Raw genomic sequence first — 20,216 nt, forward strand, 5'->3', positions numbered from 1 at the left:
GCGTAAGCTACGCCGCGGAGCTTCAGGAGGGCGAGGCCAATCGACAGGCTGAAGAAATGGGGGGCGTGGTATGCGGTGACCCTGCTCACCGTCGCTTACACCTTCGCGCTGATCGACCGCTGGATCATCGGCCTGATGGTTGGGCCGATCAAGGCCGACCTCGGCCTCAACGACACGCAATTCAGCCTCCTGCAGGGCATCGCCTTCGCCCTGTTTTACTGCACCGTGGGCATCCCCATCGCCCGGTTGGCCGACCGCTCCAGCCGGCGCAACATCGTCGCCGCCGGAATCGCCTTGTGGAGCCTCATGACCGCGCTTTGCGGGCTGGCACGCAATTTCGGGCAGCTCTTCCTGGCCAGGGTGGGCGTGGGCGTGGGCGAGGCCGCGCTGGCGCCGGCGGCTTTCTCGCTGATCACCGACCTCTTTCCCCGCAACAAGGTCGGCCGCGCGATAGGCGCCTATCAGATGGGCCTGTTCCTGGGCTACGGGCTGAGCGTGATACTCGGCGGCTGGCTGGTCGGCACGCTGGAACAGCGCCCGCCCCTGGAATTCCCGTTGGTCGGCGAACTGTCGGCATGGCGGGCGACGCTGGTCATCGTCGGCCTGCCGGGCCTGGTGGTTGCCCTGCTGTGCCTGACGTTCCGCGAGCCGCTACGACAAGGCGCCGTGGAAGGCGGTGTTCCGGTCCCGGAACTGCTTCATTTCCTGAAGAAAAACATTGCTGTTTACGGCAACCTGGTGGCCGCCTTCTGCATGATCTCGCTGCTGTTCAACGCGGTCCTCGTGTGGGGCGCGGAGTACTTCATCCGGATCCACGAAATGCCCCGAGCCACCGTGGGACTCCGGCTGGGGTTGATCGTCGGAGCATTCGGCTGCGTCGGCTCCGTCGTCGGAGGCCTCTACGCCGACCACCTCCACCGGAAAGGCGATCGCGGCGGAACCATCCGCTCCTCCATAGTCGCCACCGTCGTGCTGGTGCCGGTGGCCGCCGTCACTTCGCTCATACCCGATCCGAACTACTCGCTGCTCATGTACGCACCGCTGCTGTTCTTCGGGAGCTGGGTCTTCCCTCCCGCGGTAATGACGTTGCAACTGTTCACGCCCCCGTCCATGCGCGCCCAGACCAGCGCGATATACCTGTTCATCGTGTCCCTCGTCAGCATGGGCTTCGGAAGCACATCGGTGGCGCTGATCACCGACTTCGTGTTCGCCAACGACCTGATGCTGCATTACTCGATGGCGATCGTCGGCACGATCAGCGGCCTGCTGGGCCTGTTCTTCCTGTGGCGCCTGCTGCCGATCTACCGCAAGGCCATGGCGGCCCGCAATCTGCCCTGACCCATGCAGACCGAGCTCACCGTCGCGCAGGCCGACCGGCTGATCCGGGAAACGGTTCAGGCTTGGCCGGCCGAGCAGGTCGCGCTGGACGCAGCGACCGGCCGCGTGCTTCGGCAGAACGTGCTCGCCGAACGCGACCTGCCCCCGTACGACCGCGCCACGATGGACGGAATCGCCCTGGTCTGGCGCTCCTGGTCTTCCGGACAGCGGGAATTTCCGCTTGAAGGAATGCAGAGCGCCGGCCAGGCTCCCGGCGCGCTTTCGAAAGCAGGCGTCGCATGGCGTATCGCCACCGGCGCACCCCTCCCCGAGGGCGCCGACACCGTCGTGCCCGTCGAGAGGATCAGCGAAACGAACGGCGGAGCCCGCATCGACGACGACTACCGCCCGAAGCGCGGCCAGTTCATTCACAGGCGGGGATCGGACCGCCGCGCCGGCGCCCTGCTTCTCAAGGAGGGCCAGCGCATCGGCGGCGTCGAAATGGCGCTGCTGAGCGCCAACGGCGTGGCGCAACCGCGCGTCGGCCCCGATCCCCGCATCGCGCTGATGTCCACCGGCGACGAGCTCGTCGGCCTGGACTCGCGCCCCGAAAGCTGGCAGGTGCGCTCCAGCAACGGCCCCGCCATGTCGGCCCTGCTCAAGCGCCACGGCTTCGGAAAAGTCGCCGCCGCGCATTCGCCCGACGATCCGGACGTGCTCGCGGAACGCATCCGCAAGGCGCTGTCCGACAGCAACGCGATGATCCTGAGCGGCGGCGTCTCGAAGGGCGCGAAGGACTACGTCCCCGGCGTGCTGGTCGAGCTCGGCGCAAGGCCGGTATTGCACCGCATCCGCCAGCGCCCCGGCTTCCCGCTGTGGTTCGGCATGCACGCCGGGAAACCCGTCTTCGGCCTGCCCGGCAACCCCGTCTCCAGCCTCGTGTGCCTGCGCCGCTACGTCATCCCCGCGCTCAAAATGGCGCAGGGTGCGCAGGCTGCCGCCCCGGAACACGCCACGCTCTCCGATGAAGTGAGCTTCAAGCCCAGCCTCACCTGGTTCCTTCCCGTTCGCCTGTCCACCGACCGGGACGGCCGGCTGCTCGCGCGCCCCCGCCAAACCAACACCTCCGGCGACTTCGCCTCGCTGGCCCGGACCGATGGCTTCGCCCAACTCCCCGCCAACCGCACCCGCTTCCCCGCCGGCTACGTCGCCCGCATCTTCCGCTGGCACAATTGATTCCCCGCCGGGGAAAGGGAGGAGAGACATGAGAAGCGCGGCGATTGCAGGCCTGTGCCTGCTGCTGATGGCTGGCTGCGCCGGAGAGCCGTCGGATTCCGGTGCGCCTCCCTCCGCCGAAGACGACGGCCTCGGGCAGTTGTCCGGAACGGTGCAGGGCACCGTCGAAGGATTGCTTCCGGTCGTCTACGCCTACAACACCGACAAGGACCTCGCCTACACCGTGTTCGTCGTGGACGGCGAATACCGGGCGGTAAAAATGATCCCCGGCCGCTACGACGTGACGATACGCCGCGCGGTCGATCAGCTTGAAGGATTCGATAGCCAGACGGTCAATATTGAAATCGGCCCCGGCGATGCGGTCGAACTCGATTTCGCGTTGACGGGCGTCGGCCCGGTGGTCGATTACGCCGGCGGCATGCACTACCCCAATGCCGAGATTCTCCCCTACGACGAGGTCTATCCGCCGGGGCCGGGGCGCGACATTCTCGAGCGTGCCTGCCACGGCTGCCACACGATCCAACTCTTTTCCTACAACGACTTCTCGCGCGCCTATCCCGGCGCACGCGCGCCGAAAGACAGGCAGGCATGGGAAGTCGTCGTGGACCGGATGTACGAAGCTCCCGCGTTCGGCCGCGCCGGCAAGGCGTCGCTGTTCGATCCGAAGTTCCTGCCGCCGGAGGACCGCGACATCCTGGTCGACTACCTTGCGGAGACCTTCCCCGCGGACCGTCCGCCGGTGGTCGTGCAACTCACGCGCGAACCCGAGCTCGATTACGAGGCGCTGAAGAAGGCGATGTTCGTCGAGTACATCTACCGCGAATCCGACGAATACGAAGTCTGGCCCTGGCCGCACCAGGTGGATTTCGACCTGGACGGCAACGTCTGGATCGCCTACACCGCCTGCTGCATCGTCAGGTTCGACCCGCGCACCGGCGAACAAACGGCCTTCGAAGGGCACGGCGGCGGCCACGGCATCGTGGTGGACCAGACCGACGGGACGGTCTGGTATTCGGGCGACGTCGTGCGCCGGCTCGATCCCGCAACCGGCAAGGTGGACCATTGGGTGGCCCCCGATCCGATGCTGGGCAGCAATACCCAGATCTTCGACTCGAAGGGCAATCTCTGGCTCTCCCTGATCGCCGCCGGCGCGCTGGGGAAATGGGACCGGGCCACGGATTCGATCGTTTACTGGGAAGTCCCGGTGATGCGCAGCCGCCCCTACGGGATCATCGTCGACCACAAGGACAAGGTGTGGTTCTCCGACTATCACAACGGCGGCGTGTCGCGCTTCGACCCGGAAACCGAAGTGTTCCGCCACTACCCGGTGGTCGAGGACGACGCCACCACGTCGATACGCCGGCTGGGCGTCGATTCGAAGGGCATGATCTGGACGTCCACCTGGGGAAACCGCGCCTTCGACAATGCCATCCTGTATCGCCTGAATCCTGAAACGGGCGAGGTGTTCCGCCGCAAGATGGACGTTCCCTATGCGGCCTCGTACAACGCCGAAGCCGATCCAGACGACAACATCTGGGCCGCCAACGACAACTACCTGTCCAAGTACGACCAGGAAGCCGACACGTTCACCCACTACCCCATCCCCACGCGCTCCGACTCCCTCAAGACCACGATCACGCGCGACGGCGCGGTCTGGTTCATCTACCGCAACGCGGGCCGGTTCGCCGGATACGGCGGCGCCGTGTCCGTGCTGTATCCGGACAAGGACAACATCCCCACACTGGGCGCCTATCACTCCGAGGACAGCGCCGGCTACCAGTTGAGCGGCTACGACGGTCCGCCCGCGCCGCCGGTCCTGGGCGAGAACCGCCCGGTCGCACTGGGCGCGCAAAACGTCGACGAATACATCGACTTCGCCCTGGCAGCCGGCATAGTGGACGAAGCAGGCGCCGCCGAACTGCGCGCGACTCAGCCGCGGCCCCCAAGCAAGGAAGTGCAAGAACGCATTGAACGCGCCGACTGACCTGGGCGGGGGCCTGACCCTCGCCGCGTCCCAACCTCCGCGGGGGCAAGCCGCCCTCCTTCCCGGGTCCTGCATGGCGTTCTTCCTGGCCCTCGCTGTCCCCCTTTGCGTGTCCGCAGGCCAACCGGGCGCTACGTCAGCCGCCGAACCGCTCCTGGCATCCGCAAGCGAATTGACTCCGCAGGAGGTAATCGACAATCCGCAATGCCGCATGCACGCAGCTCAGGATGCGGCGGTGGTTGTGCTGATCGAGTCCGACGTGGCGCGTTTCCTGGTAGTGGATGGGGACGGCCCGGTCTATGGCGGCGATTTGTCGTTCCCCGCAAGCGGATACAGACTTGGGCGTCGGGAGGACGGTTCCCTGATCGCAGGCTTCTTTGGCGTTCTCTCACATGCCGCAGGCACCGTCCCCATGCCACCGGAACCGGCCGTGATCTTTCTGGATGGGCAAGTCATATACGAGCATCACGATGTAGTTCGCCTGGGCATTGCTCCCGATGGTTCGTCCTTCTACGCTGTCGAGACAGTCACTGAAGACTCATTCGAACTGCTGATCCGAAACCTCGACCAGGGAAAAGAGTATCGCCACGACATCGGCAACACGTTCAAGTCCTGGGGGCTTGAACTCTGTTACAGCGCCTCCTACTCGCCGGACTACTCGGAAGTGCATCTGGACCCGGGGTGCCCCGGTGATGAGGGAGGCGTGGGAACTCACTACTTCTATAAGACAGGCGGCGGCACGCCGAGAACAATCAGGATCGAGGACACGGAAAGCAGGCGGGACGAGGCTGTGCTGGTTTCGTCAACAGAAGGCTACTTCGTCGAGGACGAGAGGGTTGAGCGGAACGAGCCCAGATTTAGGATCGCGAAACGGCAATACGTTTGGCCGGAGGGCAATTCAAGGGATGTTTGGTCCTTCGTAACCACCCACAACTTCTCTTTCTGGACCATCAGCGTATGGAGTTCCGGCGCCTGGCTTACCCTGATTACCATTCCTTCCGGCCTCCCGCAGACGTGGGACCGGAAAGATTGGAGACTCTTAGTCGTTAACGGGGCCACAGGGGAGATCGTGTTTGATTTCCCACGAGTATCGGAAAAAGAGCAGTGCGAACGCCTGGGCGACTTCCTGAATCCCGCAACCATGCCCCCTGGTATAGGCAATGTCAGCGGGCACAGAATAAGCGCCAACGAACTCCTGATTCACCGTTCATTTTCCCGCGATCAAAGAACCGCCGCTTACGACGTCTACGACCTGGATACGATTTCCAACAACGCGAAACCGTTGTTTCGGATTCCGATTAATCGGAGATGGAACAACAGTTGTGCGTCCCGAGACTATCCGCGAGCATTGGCGGAACGCAAAGGCCGGCTCGCGTATGTGTCGGTGCGAAAATAGCTGGATTGCGACGGCGGGACGCCGTGGGGGACATGCCCCCACTCCCGGGGGTTACGAAAGGGTGTCGAGGACCCGGGCGAGTTTGTCCACGAGTTCGGCGATGTGCGACTCTTCGGCGACGAGCGCGGGGCACAGCGCAATGGTGTCGCCGGTGGTGCGCACCAGCAGGCCGTTGTCGAAGCACAGCCGGAACGCTTCCTGCGCGCGCGCCGTGGGCTTGTCCGGCACCGGCTCCAGCTCCACCGCGCCCAGCATCCCGAAGTCGCGGATGTCGATGACGTAGGGCTTGCCCTTCAGCGCCTGCAGCGCGTCGCCCAGCAGCTTGCCGGTTTCCTTGCCGCGCTCGAACAGGCCCTGGTCCTGGTACACGTCCAGTGACGCGTGCGCGGCCGCCACCGCCAACGGATGGCCCGAATACGTGTAGCCGTGCGCGAACTCGATGAGTTGCTCGGGGCCCTGCATGAAGTCTTCGTAGATTTCGCGGCGCGCCAGCACCGCGCCCATCGGCACCGCTCCGCTGGTCAGGCCCTTCGCCAGCGTGATGATGTCGGGCGTCACGCCGAACGTCTGCGAAGCGAACGCCTCTCCGGTGCGTCCGAATCCCGTGATGACCTCGTCGAAGATCAGCAGCAGCCCGTGCTCGTCGCAAATCTCGCGAATCCTTTCCAGGTAGCCCTTCGGCGGGACCAGCACGCCGCCCGAACAGGCGATCGCCTCCACGATCACCGCGGCGATGGTCGAGGCGTCGTGCAGCGCCACGATCTCCTCCAATTCGTCCGCCAGGTGGGCGCCCCACTCGGGCTGGCCGCGGCTGAAGGCCTGGTGCTCGAGGTCCTGCGTGTGCCTGAGATGATCCACGCCCGCCAGCAGCGCCCCGAACAGCTTGCGATTCGACGAGATGCCGCCCACCGAAATGCCGCCGAAACCCACGCCGTGGTAGCCCTTCTGACGCCCGATCAGCCGCACCCGCTGCCCCTCGCCGCGCACGCGGTGCCAGGCGAGCGCGATCTTCAGCGCCGTATCGACCGACTCCGAGCCGGAATTGGTGAAGAACACGCTGGTCAGCCCCTCCGGCGCCATCCCGGCCAGCCGGTTGGCCAGCTCGAAGGTGCGCGGATAGCCCATCTGAAACGCCGTGTAGTAATCCAGCTTCGCCGCCTGCTCCTGGATCGCGGCCACAATGTGCGGATGGCAGTGTCCCGCGTTGCAACACCACAGACCCGAAACGCCGTCGAGCAACTGCTGCCCGTCGTGCGACGTGTAATACATGCCCTGGGCATCGACCACGAAACGCGGGTCGCTCTTGAACTGCCGGTTGGCCGTAAACGGCATCCAGTACGCCTGCAAATCGGGCAGGTCCGTCATCACACTCTTGCTCGTATCCATGGCCCGGTACCCTACCAGCCCAAGCCCCGCGCGCCCACCCCCTTCCGGACGATCCGCTGTGGTAGGGTGAGTGCAAGTCTCCGAACCTCGCAGGATCAACCCATGGGCTACCGCAAAACCAATATTCCGGGCTGGTTCTGCCAGCTGATCCTCCTGACTCTGATTGCCTTGCCGGTCCTCGCCGATGACGTTCCTCTCATGGTGCTCGAAGGTACGGCGACCGGGGGACGCGACAACGGCGACTTCATGGTGTTTGATCCGGCGCTGGCGTGGAACCGGGACCAATTGACGGAATGGCAGGAAACTGCAAAGGAAGGAGAACGACCACCCATGGAAGAGTTTATGGGCGCCATTGGAAAAGCTCGGATCGGTCCCGACCACAAGTTTCGTCTCGAAATACCCGTAGACCGTCCCCGCCGCGTCTATTTCGCCATCTTCAACGCGAAGTCTCCTGACGGAATGACCTATGGACCAGTCAAGACGGGCAACAACTTCGTCCTGGAGCCGGGGAAGCTCAATCTGCGGACCATACGCGGCAATTACTGGATCATGACGGGCGGCTATTACAACGATGCCATTCACAGTTCATGGCGGACTTCGGAGGAATACACGCAAGCGCAGGCCGACTACGAGCGGTTCTTGACTCCCGCGGAGGACGAGACCGAGGAAGCCAGGCGGCGCAGGGTGGACAACCTCACGGAGGCCTCCAGGCGGCTTACGCAAATCGAGATGGACGGCTTCGCAAAGGTCGCGCTGAACCACGATGATCCCGAGGTAGTCAAGCATGCGATCCAGACAACCTGGCTGTTCGGTCCGTGGATGGGCGAAGCGATACAGAGGCTGGCGGAAATCGCGCCGGAGGATCCCTGGGTCATTGGACGCCTCGCCGCGATGGAAGCGGCCGCGGCGAATGCCGAACAGAACAGGCAATTGCGCGTCGGCGAGAGCGTCCTGGACTTCACGGCCGAGACACTTGGCGGCGAAGAAGTAACGCTTTCCGATATACGCGCCGACAGCCGCTATTTGCTGGTTGAGTTCTGGGCCTCCTGGTGCGGCCCCTGCCGGGTGGAAATACCGCACATGAAGCAGGCCTATGAACGTTTCCGCGACAAGGGGTTTGAGATCGTATCGTTTACCGTCGACGAAGAGCGCGAGGACTGGGAAGAAGCCTCCGTCGAAGAAGATCTGCCCTGGTTCGATCTCGGCATGGGATACGAGGCCGAGGCCGCAAAGGCCTACAATGTCCTCGGTGTTCCGAACAACTACCTGGTGGAATCCAGCACCGGAAAAATCATTTCCAAGGACCTGCGCCAACACAAGCTCGATGAAAAACTGGAAGAACTGCTCGAATAAGGAGTGACGCTCGATGAAACTCGTGCTCTGGGCGTTTGCCGGCGCGCTGATCGTGCTGCTGATCCTGAGTTACACGGGAATCGCCCGGTTTGAGATTCTGCCGAGGGAAACGGCAACGCTTCCACTCCCGGAAGGCATCACCCAGAAAAACCTTTGCCACGAGCGCAGCTACGGGCGCCACTGCTGGAAGGAAGTCGTGAACCGGCCGGGGTGTTTCACATGGGTCTATGTGGAATCGCCGGACCAGGAATTCTATTGGTACGGCGAATGCCCCGATGGCCTGGCGGAAGGAGAGTACGGTCTGGAATCACGATCGCACCTCGATTTGACCGTTTTCGTCTTCTCGCTGCTCGACGGCAGGCACGAGGGAACGCTCGTCAAGGGGAAGCGGCAGGGCGACTGGTACTCCCGATACCTGGGCGGCAGGGAGGCGGAGCAGTCGTACTTGTACGGGTATCGGCACGGCATCCGCTGGGTCGGCCACAGGAACGGAGAATTCGTCGAAATTCCCTACATCCTGGGACGGCAAAGCGATGTTCCGTTCCGGTACAGACTGGGTGGAGAGAGAATCATCCCCCCGTGGGAGCAGCGCTACGACGAGGATTGGCCGTACCGCGACGGGTACCGGCACGGCTTTGAGCCTGGGCCGGGCGCCGATGGAGAAGCACGGAGGGAGCTGTTTATCGAGAACAGGAAAGTCGTCGCCTGGGGTCCTGCCGAATCGAATGAAGAACCGGTTGACCGGCCGTTTCCCGACGGCGGGCTGACAGGACGCTACTTGCTGCACCTTTCCGCCGGGAGTGACGCAGGCGAGCACTACTTTGACGGCACCGAAGCCGAAGGGCAATTCGCCGACGGAGTCATGCAGGGAGAATGGACCTTCCGCGATCCCGGCGGCACGGTCCGTAGCGGGCTTTACCAGGACAACCGCCCGACAGGCGAATGGGTCGAGATCGACCACGGAAGGAGCTTCGCGCAGGGAGCCTACCTGGGCCAATACAAGCACGGCGACTGGGTGGTTCGGTACGACGACGGCGCGGTGCACGAAGGCGCCTACGAGGGCGGCGTTCGTGACGGCAAATGGATGATGAAGGAAGCCGACGGGCGCGTGGTGGAAGGCGAATACCGTGGCGACAGGCCGAACGGCGAATGGATCTACCGTTATCCGGACGGGACGATCGAGAAAGCATCCCTGCTGGGCGGCATCCGGCACGGAAAATGGACCACCACGCTGCCGGACGGCGCCGGAAGCGACGGCTTCTACTGGGAGGGAAGCAAATTCGGGGATTGGATCGTGCGCAGATCGGACGGAACCGTTATAGAGGAATTCTGGGAGAACGGCGCGCTCGTCGAGACCGCATTCCTCCATTAGCCTGCATGAATCCCGATGAACCAATGAATCAACGGAGAAACGAGATGCGAACATTCATGATTACCCTCTTCCTGGCACTGCTGGCGGCATCGCCGGCACACGCCGACGAAACGTCAGTGATGGTGCTCGAAGGCACTACGGCCGCGCCGTACGACAACGGCCAATTCGCGGTACTTGACAGCAGGCGAGGCTGGGACACCGCCCGATGGGAAGAATGGCAAAGTACGGCAAAGCCGGACGAACAGCCGCCCATTGAAGCCTACGGCGCCATCGCCTGGGCGCCGATTGGTCCCGATGGCGCATTTCGCCTGGAAATCGCCGTGGATCAGCCGCGTGTGGCCACCTTCGCCGTAATTGGCGCAAAGACCGCCGACGGCAATACGTTCACGCCAAACAAGCAGGGCAACAATTTCATCATGGAGCCCGGCGAACTCAAGTTGCGGATGATCCGCCACGATTACTCGGAGATAACAGGCGGCCATTACAACGATGCCGTGTTCAACTCCTGGCGCCTTTCGAAGGAATACATAAAGGCGCAGGCGGACGCCGAACAAGCGCGGGCGGATCACGATCAGGCGCAGGCGAAAATCGGGGACGAAGTCCTGCCGGGGGACGACCCGCGGGAGCAAGCAAGGCGGCGCCTGTGGGATCGCATGGTCGAATCCAACATGTTGACGATACGGCTTCAGGAAGAGGGCATGTCCAAGGTTGCGCTCACCCACCCCGACCCGCTGGCAAGGCGTTTTGCAATCGAGGCATCCTGGATAGTCGGACCGTGGATGAACGACGCGTTGCACTCCCTCGCCAAACTGACGCCGGACGATCCGTGGGTCGTCAACCGGCTCGCCCCCGCCACGAATGTGATAACGATCAATGCCCTGAAGGAGGGCGACAGCATCGTGGACTTCACCGGCGAGACCCTTGACGGCGTGGAGGTGCGACTGGCCGATGTGCAATCGATAAACCGCCTGGTCCTGGTGGAGTTCTGGGCGTCCTGGTGCGGCCCCTGCCGGGTGGAGATTCCGCACATGAAGCAAGCTTATGCCCGCTTCCGCGACAAGGGCTTCGAGATCGTCTCGTTCACGCTCGACGACGAACGCGAGGACTGGGAGGAAGCGTCGGCCGAGGAAAACATGCCCTGGATTGATATCGGCATGGGATATGAGACGGAGGTAGCGCAAGCCTACAGTCTCAAGAATCGGGGCATACCATTGAACTACCTGGTGGATTCGGGCACCGGAAAAATCGTCGCGGCCAACCTGCGGCAACACAAGCTTGACGAAAAGCTGGAAGAATTGCTCGACTAGGCCTTGTCCCGAAAGGAGCCCCTCCAGGCACTCGGCGAAAACCGTTCGACGGCTTCCGGGGACTCTTCCCGGAAGCGCGACTGCAGGCGGGGCGGCACGATGGGGCAAGCGGTTTCGGTGCGGCCGAAGAGACGGTAGCGGCGCTTACCGATAAAGCGGTAGGCAGCGTTTCTCCATCGCCTGGGGAAGGCGCCGAGAAGAACCGCCAATACCAGCCACATTCCTCCCAGCATCTTCAATATCCGGATTGCGGCATCGCCCTCCAGCAGCAGGCCCACGTCGCTCTTGAGCACAATGCTGTCCGGAAGCCCGGCCCGCTCTTCTGCCGTGAACGCCGAACGAAAGAACTCGCTTTGCAGCGGCGAGAATGTGATGCGCTCGTCTTTGTCCTCCGCCAGCACGAATCGGGCGAGGCGATGGCACAGGGCACAGGTTCCGTCGTAGAACAGCGTTGCTCGCTCGGGCGGCTTGCGGGTTCTGATCCAACCGGGGTCGAACGCGAACAGGTGAAGCAGCAACAGGACAATCGACACCCCGGCAAAATCAACCAGAAAGGCGATACACATTTGAGTTGCGAAGATCGCGCACCAGAACCAGACGCGGACCCGGTCGAACATCATGAATAGCGGGAACAAGTAGCCGACCAACATGGCCTTCAACTCAAGCGCCTCGACCAAAAATGGCGGCAGCAGGCCCAGAAAATCCGGGGGAACGTAGTCTCGCAAGTACGGATCGGGAAACACATCCGGCAGGAAAACTCCCGCTACCGTCTGCGGACCGAATGTCAGGGATTGGCCTGCCAGGAGATAGCTCCATGCCAAAAGCAACCAGGTGCCGAGAACGAGTGCTACCGGGAAACGCCAGCCCGCGCCCGGATCCGGTCGTCCTCGCGCCGCCAGGGAGCCATATGGCGCCCTGCGCATGAGCAGGTGCGCCAGCAGCATCCAAACCAGAGGGGCGACGCTCGCCTTGGGAAGCGCAGGATTCAGGCCGTACAGGTAAACCAGAATGAACCCGAGATAAAGCGCCGCCCACTTGTCGGCGAGCCCGACGATGAACAAGAGCGACGCGACCGCCGCAACGCAGGTGACGGCCAGCACAAACCCGGACGGCAAGTCCCAGGCCCAGAGCGAGAGCTGCACGAAATGCGACAGCAGAAAGCCGCCCAGCAGCACGCGAAAAATGCTGTATTGACCCCCGGTCCATCCAAAGGGCCAAGAACCCCAAACCCCATCTAACTTGCCGGCCATCGCCACCTGCCCCCAACGCTCACGGGAGTATCGGTAGATTTCGTCGATGCGGAGTGCAGTCTATCCTTTGGCGCGCACGACAATCATGGGCTGGGACACTCCTTGTTCCTGGCAATAACTTTGGAAGCGGAAAGCGGACGAAAGGATTTCTCCGGAGCAGCAAAGGCACGGGTCAATTCGGCCTTCAACCGCTCGAAGGCCTCGTGCTCCGACCGCTCCTTGTCCCGCCGGATCAGATCGCGCACATACTCGCTAACGTTCTCGTAGGAACCGTTCTCCCCCACATTGGCGGATAGGAAGTCACGCAATGCTCCGCTGAGCCGAACCGTAATTGTCGTTTTGCTTGGCATGGAGCGTTCTATTCGATGGAAGAAAATTCAATATAACCAATATGTAATACCTATACAATCCGGCTGGGCCACATGTCCGGATAGCATAGAATCGAGACATGTGGAAAGTTGTGCTGGGGATATTGCTCGTCGTCCTTGGCGCCCTGGGAGTCTCGCTACTCCTGATAGCCGTCGGCGCCATCCAACCTGATGTGCAGCGAAAGGAGCCGAGCTTGCTTCAGCTCCCAGAGACAGTCAGCAAGGCAAACATTTGCGCGATGGATGACTATGGGGATCGGTGCTGGATAGAAGTCATGAACCAGCCGGGATGTTACGTTTGGCTGGCATGGCATCGCCCGCTTCACGAAGTTCTTTGGTTCGGCGAATGTGCCGAGGGCCTGGCGGAGGGAACGGGCAAGTGGCTGGAGGGACGGCGGGTCCGCTTGTTGATGGCCAGCTGGCTCTCGAGGCCGAGCATCGAAGAAGGGTTGTTGGTGCGGGGCAGGAAACAGGGCGACTGGCAAGCGCGATTCCGTGACGGAAGAGTGGACACCGTGTCCTATCTGGATGGGCTGCCGCACGGAGTCTGGCTTACGCGCTACGCGGACGGGAACACGCGTGAAACGCGGTACCTGCTGGGCAAGTCTTACGGGTACCCGATCGTGAGCGGTCCCGATGGCGAACCAAGGGAATCAAACCCCTTCGCGAAGACGAAGATCGATGAAGGTCCTGTCAATACTGACAAGCACGGTATATGGCGTCGTCAAGACCCTGACGCCCGTCCGCAGGAATTGGTTCTTGTCGATAGCCTGGAACTGAAGGCCTGGGGCTTGAGCGGGTCGGATAAGCCACTGAAGGAAACGCCATTTCCCCGCCGCGAATTGACCGGAGACTTCGTGCTTCGCCTGGCCGGCGGCACGGAGGCGGAAGGGCTGATCGTTGATGGGGAAATGCACGGAGAATGGACCTTCCGCTCACCCGGCGGCAATGTGGCCAGGGGACTATACGTCGACAACAGCAGGTCCGGAGACTGGATCGAAACCCACGTCGACGGCACCGTAGGGCAAGGGCCTTACCGGGGCAATCTGAGGCACGGCGAGTGGGAGTTTCGATACGCGAACGGAATGGTGCAAGAGGGCGCTTTCAGCAATGGCAGAAAGAGTGGCGAATGGGTCACGAATTATGCCAACGGGCTCGTGGCGACAGGTCCCTACCACGGCCGGAAAGCGCATGGCGTATGGATCTATCGCTATCCGAACGGTGAAGCCCACGAGGGTTCGTTCGTTGAAGGAAAAAGGCACGGGGAATGGACCCGGAAATTCCCTGACGGAACCGTGCAGCAGGGCATGTTTGCAGACGACCAGGAGTATGGCGAATGGACGGAATCCTATCCGGACGGTACCGTCATGAAAGGGCCTTATGCAGCAGGCAAACGGCACGGGAGGTGGCTGGTGCGCGAGGCAAACGGCAATACGTTCGAGGAACACTGGGAAAATGGCATAAGAGCAATTAAGGCAGGCGAACAGCGTGGTGGGCCGTGACCTCGGTTAGTAAACAATGGAAAGTTGTGTTGGGGATACTCCTCGGCATCGTGGGCGCGTTGGGAATCTATCTTCTCCTCATAGTCTTCGGCGTAATTCAGCCTGATGCACAGCGGAAGGAAGCCGGTACGCTGCCGCCACCGGAGTCCCTCAGCGCCGCGGAAATCTGCACGGGTGACGGCAGGCGACTTGACTGCTGGATTGAGGTCGCGAACGAGCGGGGATGCTACGTGTGGATCGAGGAGTTGCAGCCTGGATCCACAATTTCCTGGACCGGAGAGTGCTCCGGCGGCTTGGGAGAAGGAACAGGATCCTGGCTCGAGAAACGACGGACCAATGGGAGGGTTTTCAGGAGCAGGGAGCAGGGTCGATTGGTACGCGGCCTGAGGCAAGGATCCTGGACAGCACGCAACAGCAACGGGTGGGTTATGGAATTGTCCTACCTGGACGGACAGAAGCACGGAACCTGGTTCTCCCGCCGCGTCAACGGAGCCACGCTAAAGCAGCGCTACTTGTTGGGCAAAGCCTACGGTCCCCTGGAAATGCGCGGCCCCGATGGTGAAGTGCTTGAGCGCATTCCCGTCGAAGACAACAGAACCGGGCACTACGTCGTTCCTCTTCCTGGCGGTGGGGAAGAAGCGGGGCACATGGAGAACGGCGAGAGATATGGAACTTGGGTTGTGCGCCAGCCGGACGGAAGTACGCAGGAAGGGCCTTACGTCCAGGGAAGGCGACATGGGCGCTGGGTGCAGCGCAACGCTGACGGCCATATCCGGGAGGTCTTGTTTTTGGAAGGTGTTTCGATCAAGGCCTGGGCGCCTGGCGAATCGCCGGGCGATTGGCAGGAAAGCTTGTTCGTGCCCAGCGAGCGGCATGGCGATTTCGTGCTGCTGCGGGAAGACGGAACCGAAGCCGAAGGATCCTTCATGGACGGAAAAATGCACGGGAAATGGAAGTTTCGCTTTACCAACGAAACGACAATCGAAGGGCAGTATGCGAATGGCACCAGGCAGGGGCGATGGACCGAAACCCTTCAAGACGGAACCGTGGGTCAAGGACGCTACTCAGGCACACGACGGCACGGACCGTGGTCATTTCAATACGCAAACGGCCTGGTTCAGCTAGGCAACTACGAGAATGGCAGAAGGACCGGGAATTGGATTGTTCGATACGCCAGCGGCGTCGATGGGAAAGGCCCGTTTACGGGAGACAAGCAGACCGGAGAATGGGTCTATCGGCACCCGGACGGGACCGTGCACAGGGGCTTTTATGTGGACGGCCAGAGGCATGGTGAATGGGTCATTACGTCGCCTGATGGCACCGTGCGCGAGGGCATGTTTGCGGATGGAACGGAGTACGGGGAATGGGTCGTGACCGATCCGGACGGCACTGTAGCGCGAGGGCAGTATGCGGACGCCAAACGGCACGGACTGTGGACCGTGCGTAACGCAAACGGCAACGTTGTCGAGGAACAATGGGAGAACGGCGTACTCGTGCAAGACCCATCTCTAAATTGACCTTACGGGAAGCGAAGATGGCCTACACCGACCCGGAGCACGCGCAGCGATCCCGCCTGACTTAGAATCTCCGTATGCCCGGAGCGCGTAGCGAGTGAGCGAGAAAACAGACACATTTTTGCCGTTGAATGTCGCGGTGCTGACGATTTCGGACAGCCGCACGCTGGAGACGGACGACTCGGGTGCGCTGCTGGCGGAGCGCATCGGCAGCGCCGGCCACAAGCTGCACGAGCGGCTGCTGGAGCCGGACCACCGGTACCGCATACGCGCGGTGGTTTCGCAGTGGATCGCCGATGAGGGCGTCGACGCGGTCATCACGACGGGCGGCACCGGGCTGACCGGGCGCGACGGCACGCCCGAGGCGGTAGAGCCGCTGCTCGACAAGCAGATCGAGGGCTTCGGCGAGATGTTCCGGGTGCTGTCGTACGAGGACATCGGCACCTCCACGCTGCAGTCGCGCTGCCTGGCGGGGCTGGCCAACGGCACCTTCGTTTTCTGCCTGCCCGGCTCGCGCAACGCCGTGGCCACCGGCTGGGACAAGCTCATCGAGGCGCAGCTCGACACCCGCACCCGCCCCTGCAACCTGGCCGAGCTCAGGCCCCGCCTGCGAGAGACCTAGGATCCGCGAAGATGGCGTTGCTCCAGATCCACCAGTTCCCCTGCCTGTCGGACAACTACGGCTTCCTGATCCACGAGCGCCTGTCTGGCCTGACCGCCACCATTGACACGCCCGACGCCAAGGTCATCCACCGCGAACTCAAGCGCAAGGGCTGGCGCCTGACGCACATCCTCAACACCCACCACCACCCCGACCACGCCGGCGGCAACCTGTGGCTGAAGGACCGCACCGGCTGCATCATCGTAGGCCCCAGCGCCGACGCCGCGCGCATCCCCGGCATCGACCTCCAGGTCGGCGAAGGCGAAACCCTGGAATTCGGCAACGCCAAAGCCCTCGTTTACGACACCCCCGGCCACACCAGCGGCCACATCGTCTATTACTTCCCCGACGAAGACGCCGCCTTCGTGGGCGACACACTCTTCGTCATGGGCTGCGGCCGGCTGTTCGAGGGCTCGCCCGGGCAGATGTGGGACTCGCTGCAGAAGCTGATGAGCTGGCCCGGCCGCACGCGCATCTACTGCGCGCACGAATACACCCGCACCAACGGCCGCTTCGCGCTCACCGTGGACCCGCACAACGAGGCGCTGGTCCAGAGAATGGAAAAAGTGGAACGGCTGCGCGAGGAAGGACGCCCGACCGTCCCCACGACCATGCACCAGGAAAAACGCACAAACCCCTTCCTGCGCCCGGACAGCCAGGGCATCCGCGTGCAACTCGGCATGGAAGACGCGGACGACGTCGAAGTGTTCGCCGAGGTAAGGCGCCGCAAGGACCGCTTCTAGCATTTGCGCCAAACAACACGCAGGCGACTGAAGCAAGCACGAGGATCGGATATGATCCGGCATGCCAGCCCGGAGCCGACCCCCCCAATCTTTAGGAGTACAGGCGGCAGCGCGATTTGGCGTACTGATCGCCGCTGCTTTTCTGGTCGCATGTGGCGGATCGGGTTCCGGCGACGGTTCGCCGCCGCCTCCTCCGCCGCCTACTCAGCCCCCTCCGCCTCAACCCGACCCGAACCGGGCGCCGTCCATTACGGTCAGCTCCTCGGCCACCGTGGCGGAGAACGAGTCCGGCGCCGTTATTACTTCGGTCCAGACCAGTGATGCCGACGGCGACACGGTCACGGTTACGGTGGATGACGATCGGTTCGAAGTGAGCGACGACAATCTCAGGCTCAGGGAGAACCGATCGCTCGACTACGAGGCCACGCCCTCCGTGGAAGTGACGATCACCGCCAGCGACGGGGAGGATTCCACCACGGCTGACGTAACGATCTCCGTAACCGACGTGCGCGAGATGCTGGTCGTCGAAGGGACCGCGTCGGAGGGCCAGCGCCACCAGGTCTATCTGCTCCCGTCGGCGTCCGAACCGTCAAGAGATGGACTCGTACGCATCATCAACCGTTCCTCCTGGGCGGGTGAGGTGCGGATTTACCCCACCGACGACAATGGACGCCGTTTCGATGCCTTGACACTGGAGATGGAAGCGAAGCAGACAGTCCATTTCAATTCCATGGACCTGGAGTCGGGCAATCCGGGCCTGGGGCTGTCGGGCGGTACCGGGGGCGGTCAAGGCAACTGGCGCCTGGAATTGACGAGCGACCTTGACATCGAGGTGCTCTCCTACGTGCGCGCGTCGGACGGATTTCTGACGCCTGTTCACGACGTGGCGCAGAGTACGGGTGACCTCCATCGGGTAGTCACGTTCAACCCGGGCAGCGACCGTGACCAAGCCAGCCGGCTGCGGCTGATCAATGTGGGGGACGAGGAAGCGGTCGTCAGGGTTCGCGGCACGGACGACGCGGGCGCGCCGGGCCAGGACGAGGTAAGGCTGCGGATCAATGCGGGCGCCGCGCGGTCGGTCACGGCGCAAGAGCTGGAGTCGGGCGGCGCGCATATTGAGGGCATGCTGGGCGATGGCGCGGGCAAGTGGCGGCTGGTGGTGGAATCGGATCGACCGATCGTGGCAATGAACCTTCTGGAGAGCTCGATGGGCCGTCTGGCCAACCTGTCAACGGCGGCGCAGCCGAACAACGGCGTGCATCGCGTTCCGTTGTTCCCGGTCGCCGGAGACGCGATGGGCCATGAGGGGCTCGTTCGCGTTGTCAACCGCTCCCGGAGATCCGGCGAGGTTCGTATCAAGGCATCCGATGACACGGATATGGACCGTGAACCCGTAACGCTGAGGATTGGCGCATTCGAAGCGGTGCAATTCAACTCCGAGGACCTGGAACAGGGTGGCCGCAAGGGCTTGTCAACGGGGACCGGCTCCGGGGAAGGCGACTGGCGCCTGGAACTGACGAGCGACCTCGACATCGAGGTGCTTGCCTACGTTCGCGCCCCGGACGGATTTCTGACGCCGGTTCACGACGTGGCCCCGAGCACGGGCAACGTCTATCACGTCATGGCATTCAATCTCGGCGCCGATACCGGCCAGACGAGCCGGCTGCGCCTGGTCAATGTTGGCGAAGAGGCGGCAGCGGTCACGATCAAGGGCATCGACGAGCGGGGCGAATCGCCCGGAGACGCCGTTGAGGTCATGGTTTCCGCCAGCGCCGCGCGGGAGTTCGAAGCGGCCGAACTCGGATTGGGCGACGGCCGAGAAAGGTGGCGGTTTGCCATCGAGTCCGTTGAGCCGCTGATGGTGATGAGCCTGATGGAGGACTCGACCGGACAAGTGACGAACCTGTCGGCAAGTGCGCCGCGTGTCGACCCCGTGCTGACCGAGGACCACTTTGAAGAAACGATGAAGGGCAATGCCGACGGCGTGAGCGTATCTGTGGTGGATGCCCGGGGATTCGGTTCCGGTGACCATGGGCAGAGAATCACAGACATCTTTCTGGACAACTCGGATCGCGCGTCGCTGGTGCAGATTGGAGGCTGGTGCACCTACGATCTGCATGGCGTTGAGTTGCGCGAAGTCAACATGTGCGGCTACGTCAGGCACGCCCTGAAACACGACGTGGGCATTTTCTGGACCGCAACGGACGTATCTCAAGGCTATCGCCCCGGCAGGGACGACTGGATCGTCAGAAACGGTCGGCCCTTCGTCGATAAGGTAAGGACGTTCGCGCGATGGTTGCGGCAAGCCAATGTGCTCATGGTCAGTGCCCTGGAAAACGCAACCTGTGCGGAATCCGCCGACGGCGTTTGCGACATCTCCGTCTATTGCGACGACTTTGATTCGAGCGCTGCCGAACGGGACGGGTGGTCGCCGCAGTGCGGAGAAATCGACGACTATGTCGCCCACTCCGGCGAGGGAGTGGAGAAGGTGGTTTTCGCCGGAGCGATCCACAGACTTGGAGCAGCTTCCGCGGGCATTCGCGCCGACGGCGTGTACGCGCCTCACACAATCTATGTCGAGTCTCCGGACGGCTCAACGTCCCAGGCCACGGCGGTTTTGGCGGCCTATGCAACCAACCTCGCATTCTCCAATCCGAAGTGGGGGGCGGCGAGGATCAAGCGGGAACTCATGGACCTGGCGCGCGAGGAGACTCTCGATTACAGGCCGGGAGCGATCGACAGCAATGATCGAGCGGTGATTGAGAGACGAGTCGTCAAGGTCATCCGCCCCGAGTTCGCTCCGGGCGCATCGGCGCCAAACTCCTGA

The 20,216-nt window shown here is 62.7% G+C and carries 14 protein-coding genes; 11 read left to right on the forward strand and 3 right to left on the reverse strand.

Annotation, left to right across the window (positions count from 1 at the left end):
- The first annotated feature begins 39 nt into the window (after positions 1-39).
- The 4 genes from F4Y72_02420 to F4Y72_02435 all read left to right on the forward strand — a co-directional run bounded on the left by F4Y72_02420 (position 40) and on the right by F4Y72_02435 (position 5,933).
- Positions 40-1,338 carry an MFS transporter gene (locus F4Y72_02420; protein MXZ27141.1) on the forward strand — a complete coding sequence of 433 codons (1,299 nt, stop codon included), beginning with the start codon at positions 40-42 and terminating at the stop codon, positions 1,336-1,338.
- Positions 1,339-1,341: 3 nt separating this feature from the next.
- The gene (locus F4Y72_02425) at positions 1,342-2,553 is read left to right on the forward strand and encodes a molybdopterin molybdotransferase MoeA (GenBank protein MXZ27142.1); all 1,212 of its coding nucleotides are present in this window, start codon (positions 1,342-1,344) and stop codon (positions 2,551-2,553) included.
- 28 nt (positions 2,554-2,581) lie between these two features.
- Positions 2,582-4,537, forward strand: a complete 1,956-nt coding sequence (locus tag F4Y72_02430; GenBank protein MXZ27143.1) for a hypothetical protein — start codon at positions 2,582-2,584, stop codon at positions 4,535-4,537.
- A gap of 73 nt (positions 4,538-4,610) precedes the next feature.
- Positions 4,611-5,933 carry a hypothetical protein gene (locus F4Y72_02435; GenBank protein MXZ27144.1) on the forward strand — a complete coding sequence of 441 codons (1,323 nt, stop codon included), beginning with the start codon at positions 4,611-4,613 and terminating at the stop codon, positions 5,931-5,933.
- Positions 5,934-5,984: 51 nt separating this feature from the next.
- On the opposite strand, the gene F4Y72_02440 is transcribed toward F4Y72_02435, so the two are convergent.
- Entirely contained in the window at positions 5,985-7,298 is a 1,314-nt protein-coding gene (locus F4Y72_02440; GenBank protein ID MXZ27145.1) for an aspartate aminotransferase family protein, read from the reverse strand.
- A gap of 123 nt (positions 7,299-7,421) precedes the next feature.
- Between F4Y72_02440 and F4Y72_02445 the strand changes: the two genes are divergently transcribed.
- Complete coding sequence (locus F4Y72_02445) at positions 7,422-8,672, forward strand: TlpA family protein disulfide reductase (GenBank protein MXZ27146.1); 1,251 nt, start codon at positions 7,422-7,424, stop codon at positions 8,670-8,672.
- A 1,080-nt stretch (positions 8,673-9,752) separates the two neighbouring features.
- On the forward strand, positions 9,753-11,351 hold the full coding sequence (locus tag F4Y72_02450) for a TlpA family protein disulfide reductase (GenBank protein MXZ27147.1): 1,599 nt from the start codon (positions 9,753-9,755) through the stop codon (positions 11,349-11,351).
- Here F4Y72_02450 and F4Y72_02455 read toward each other — a convergent pair.
- Entirely contained in the window at positions 11,348-12,601 is a 1,254-nt protein-coding gene (locus F4Y72_02455) for a DUF393 domain-containing protein (protein MXZ27148.1), read from the reverse strand. The genes F4Y72_02450 and F4Y72_02455 overlap by 4 nt on opposite strands.
- A gap of 83 nt (positions 12,602-12,684) precedes the next feature.
- Complete coding sequence (locus tag F4Y72_02460) at positions 12,685-12,951, reverse strand: addiction module antitoxin (GenBank protein ID MXZ27149.1); 267 nt, start codon at positions 12,949-12,951, stop codon at positions 12,685-12,687.
- 293 nt (positions 12,952-13,244) lie between these two features.
- On the opposite strand from F4Y72_02460, the gene F4Y72_02465 reads away from it, so the two are divergent.
- The 5 genes from F4Y72_02465 to F4Y72_02485 all read left to right on the forward strand — a co-directional run bounded on the left by F4Y72_02465 (position 13,245) and on the right by F4Y72_02485 (position 20,216).
- Positions 13,245-14,471 (forward strand): hypothetical protein, encoded by a 1,227-nt coding sequence (locus F4Y72_02465; protein MXZ27150.1) that lies wholly within the window; start codon positions 13,245-13,247, stop codon positions 14,469-14,471.
- Positions 14,468-15,988, forward strand: coding sequence for a hypothetical protein (locus tag F4Y72_02470; protein MXZ27151.1), 1,521 nt, complete (start codon positions 14,468-14,470; stop codon positions 15,986-15,988). The genes F4Y72_02465 and F4Y72_02470 overlap by 4 nt, the downstream gene beginning before the upstream one ends.
- Positions 15,989-16,106: 118 nt before the next feature.
- A complete protein-coding gene (gene moaB, locus F4Y72_02475; protein MXZ27152.1) occupies positions 16,107-16,607 on the forward strand; it encodes a molybdenum cofactor biosynthesis protein B in 501 nt (166 codons plus the stop codon).
- Positions 16,608-16,624: 17 nt separating this feature from the next.
- Positions 16,625-17,389 (forward strand): hydroxyacylglutathione hydrolase, encoded by a 765-nt coding sequence (gene gloB, locus F4Y72_02480; GenBank protein MXZ27153.1) that lies wholly within the window; start codon positions 16,625-16,627, stop codon positions 17,387-17,389.
- Positions 17,390-17,660: 271 nt separating this feature from the next.
- Complete coding sequence (locus F4Y72_02485; protein ID MXZ27154.1) at positions 17,661-20,216, forward strand: cadherin repeat domain-containing protein; 2,556 nt, start codon at positions 17,661-17,663, stop codon at positions 20,214-20,216.

It is taken from the genome of Gammaproteobacteria bacterium (genome assembly GCA_009838035.1).
Lineage (GTDB): Bacteria > Pseudomonadota > Gammaproteobacteria > Steroidobacterales > Foliamicaceae > Foliamicus.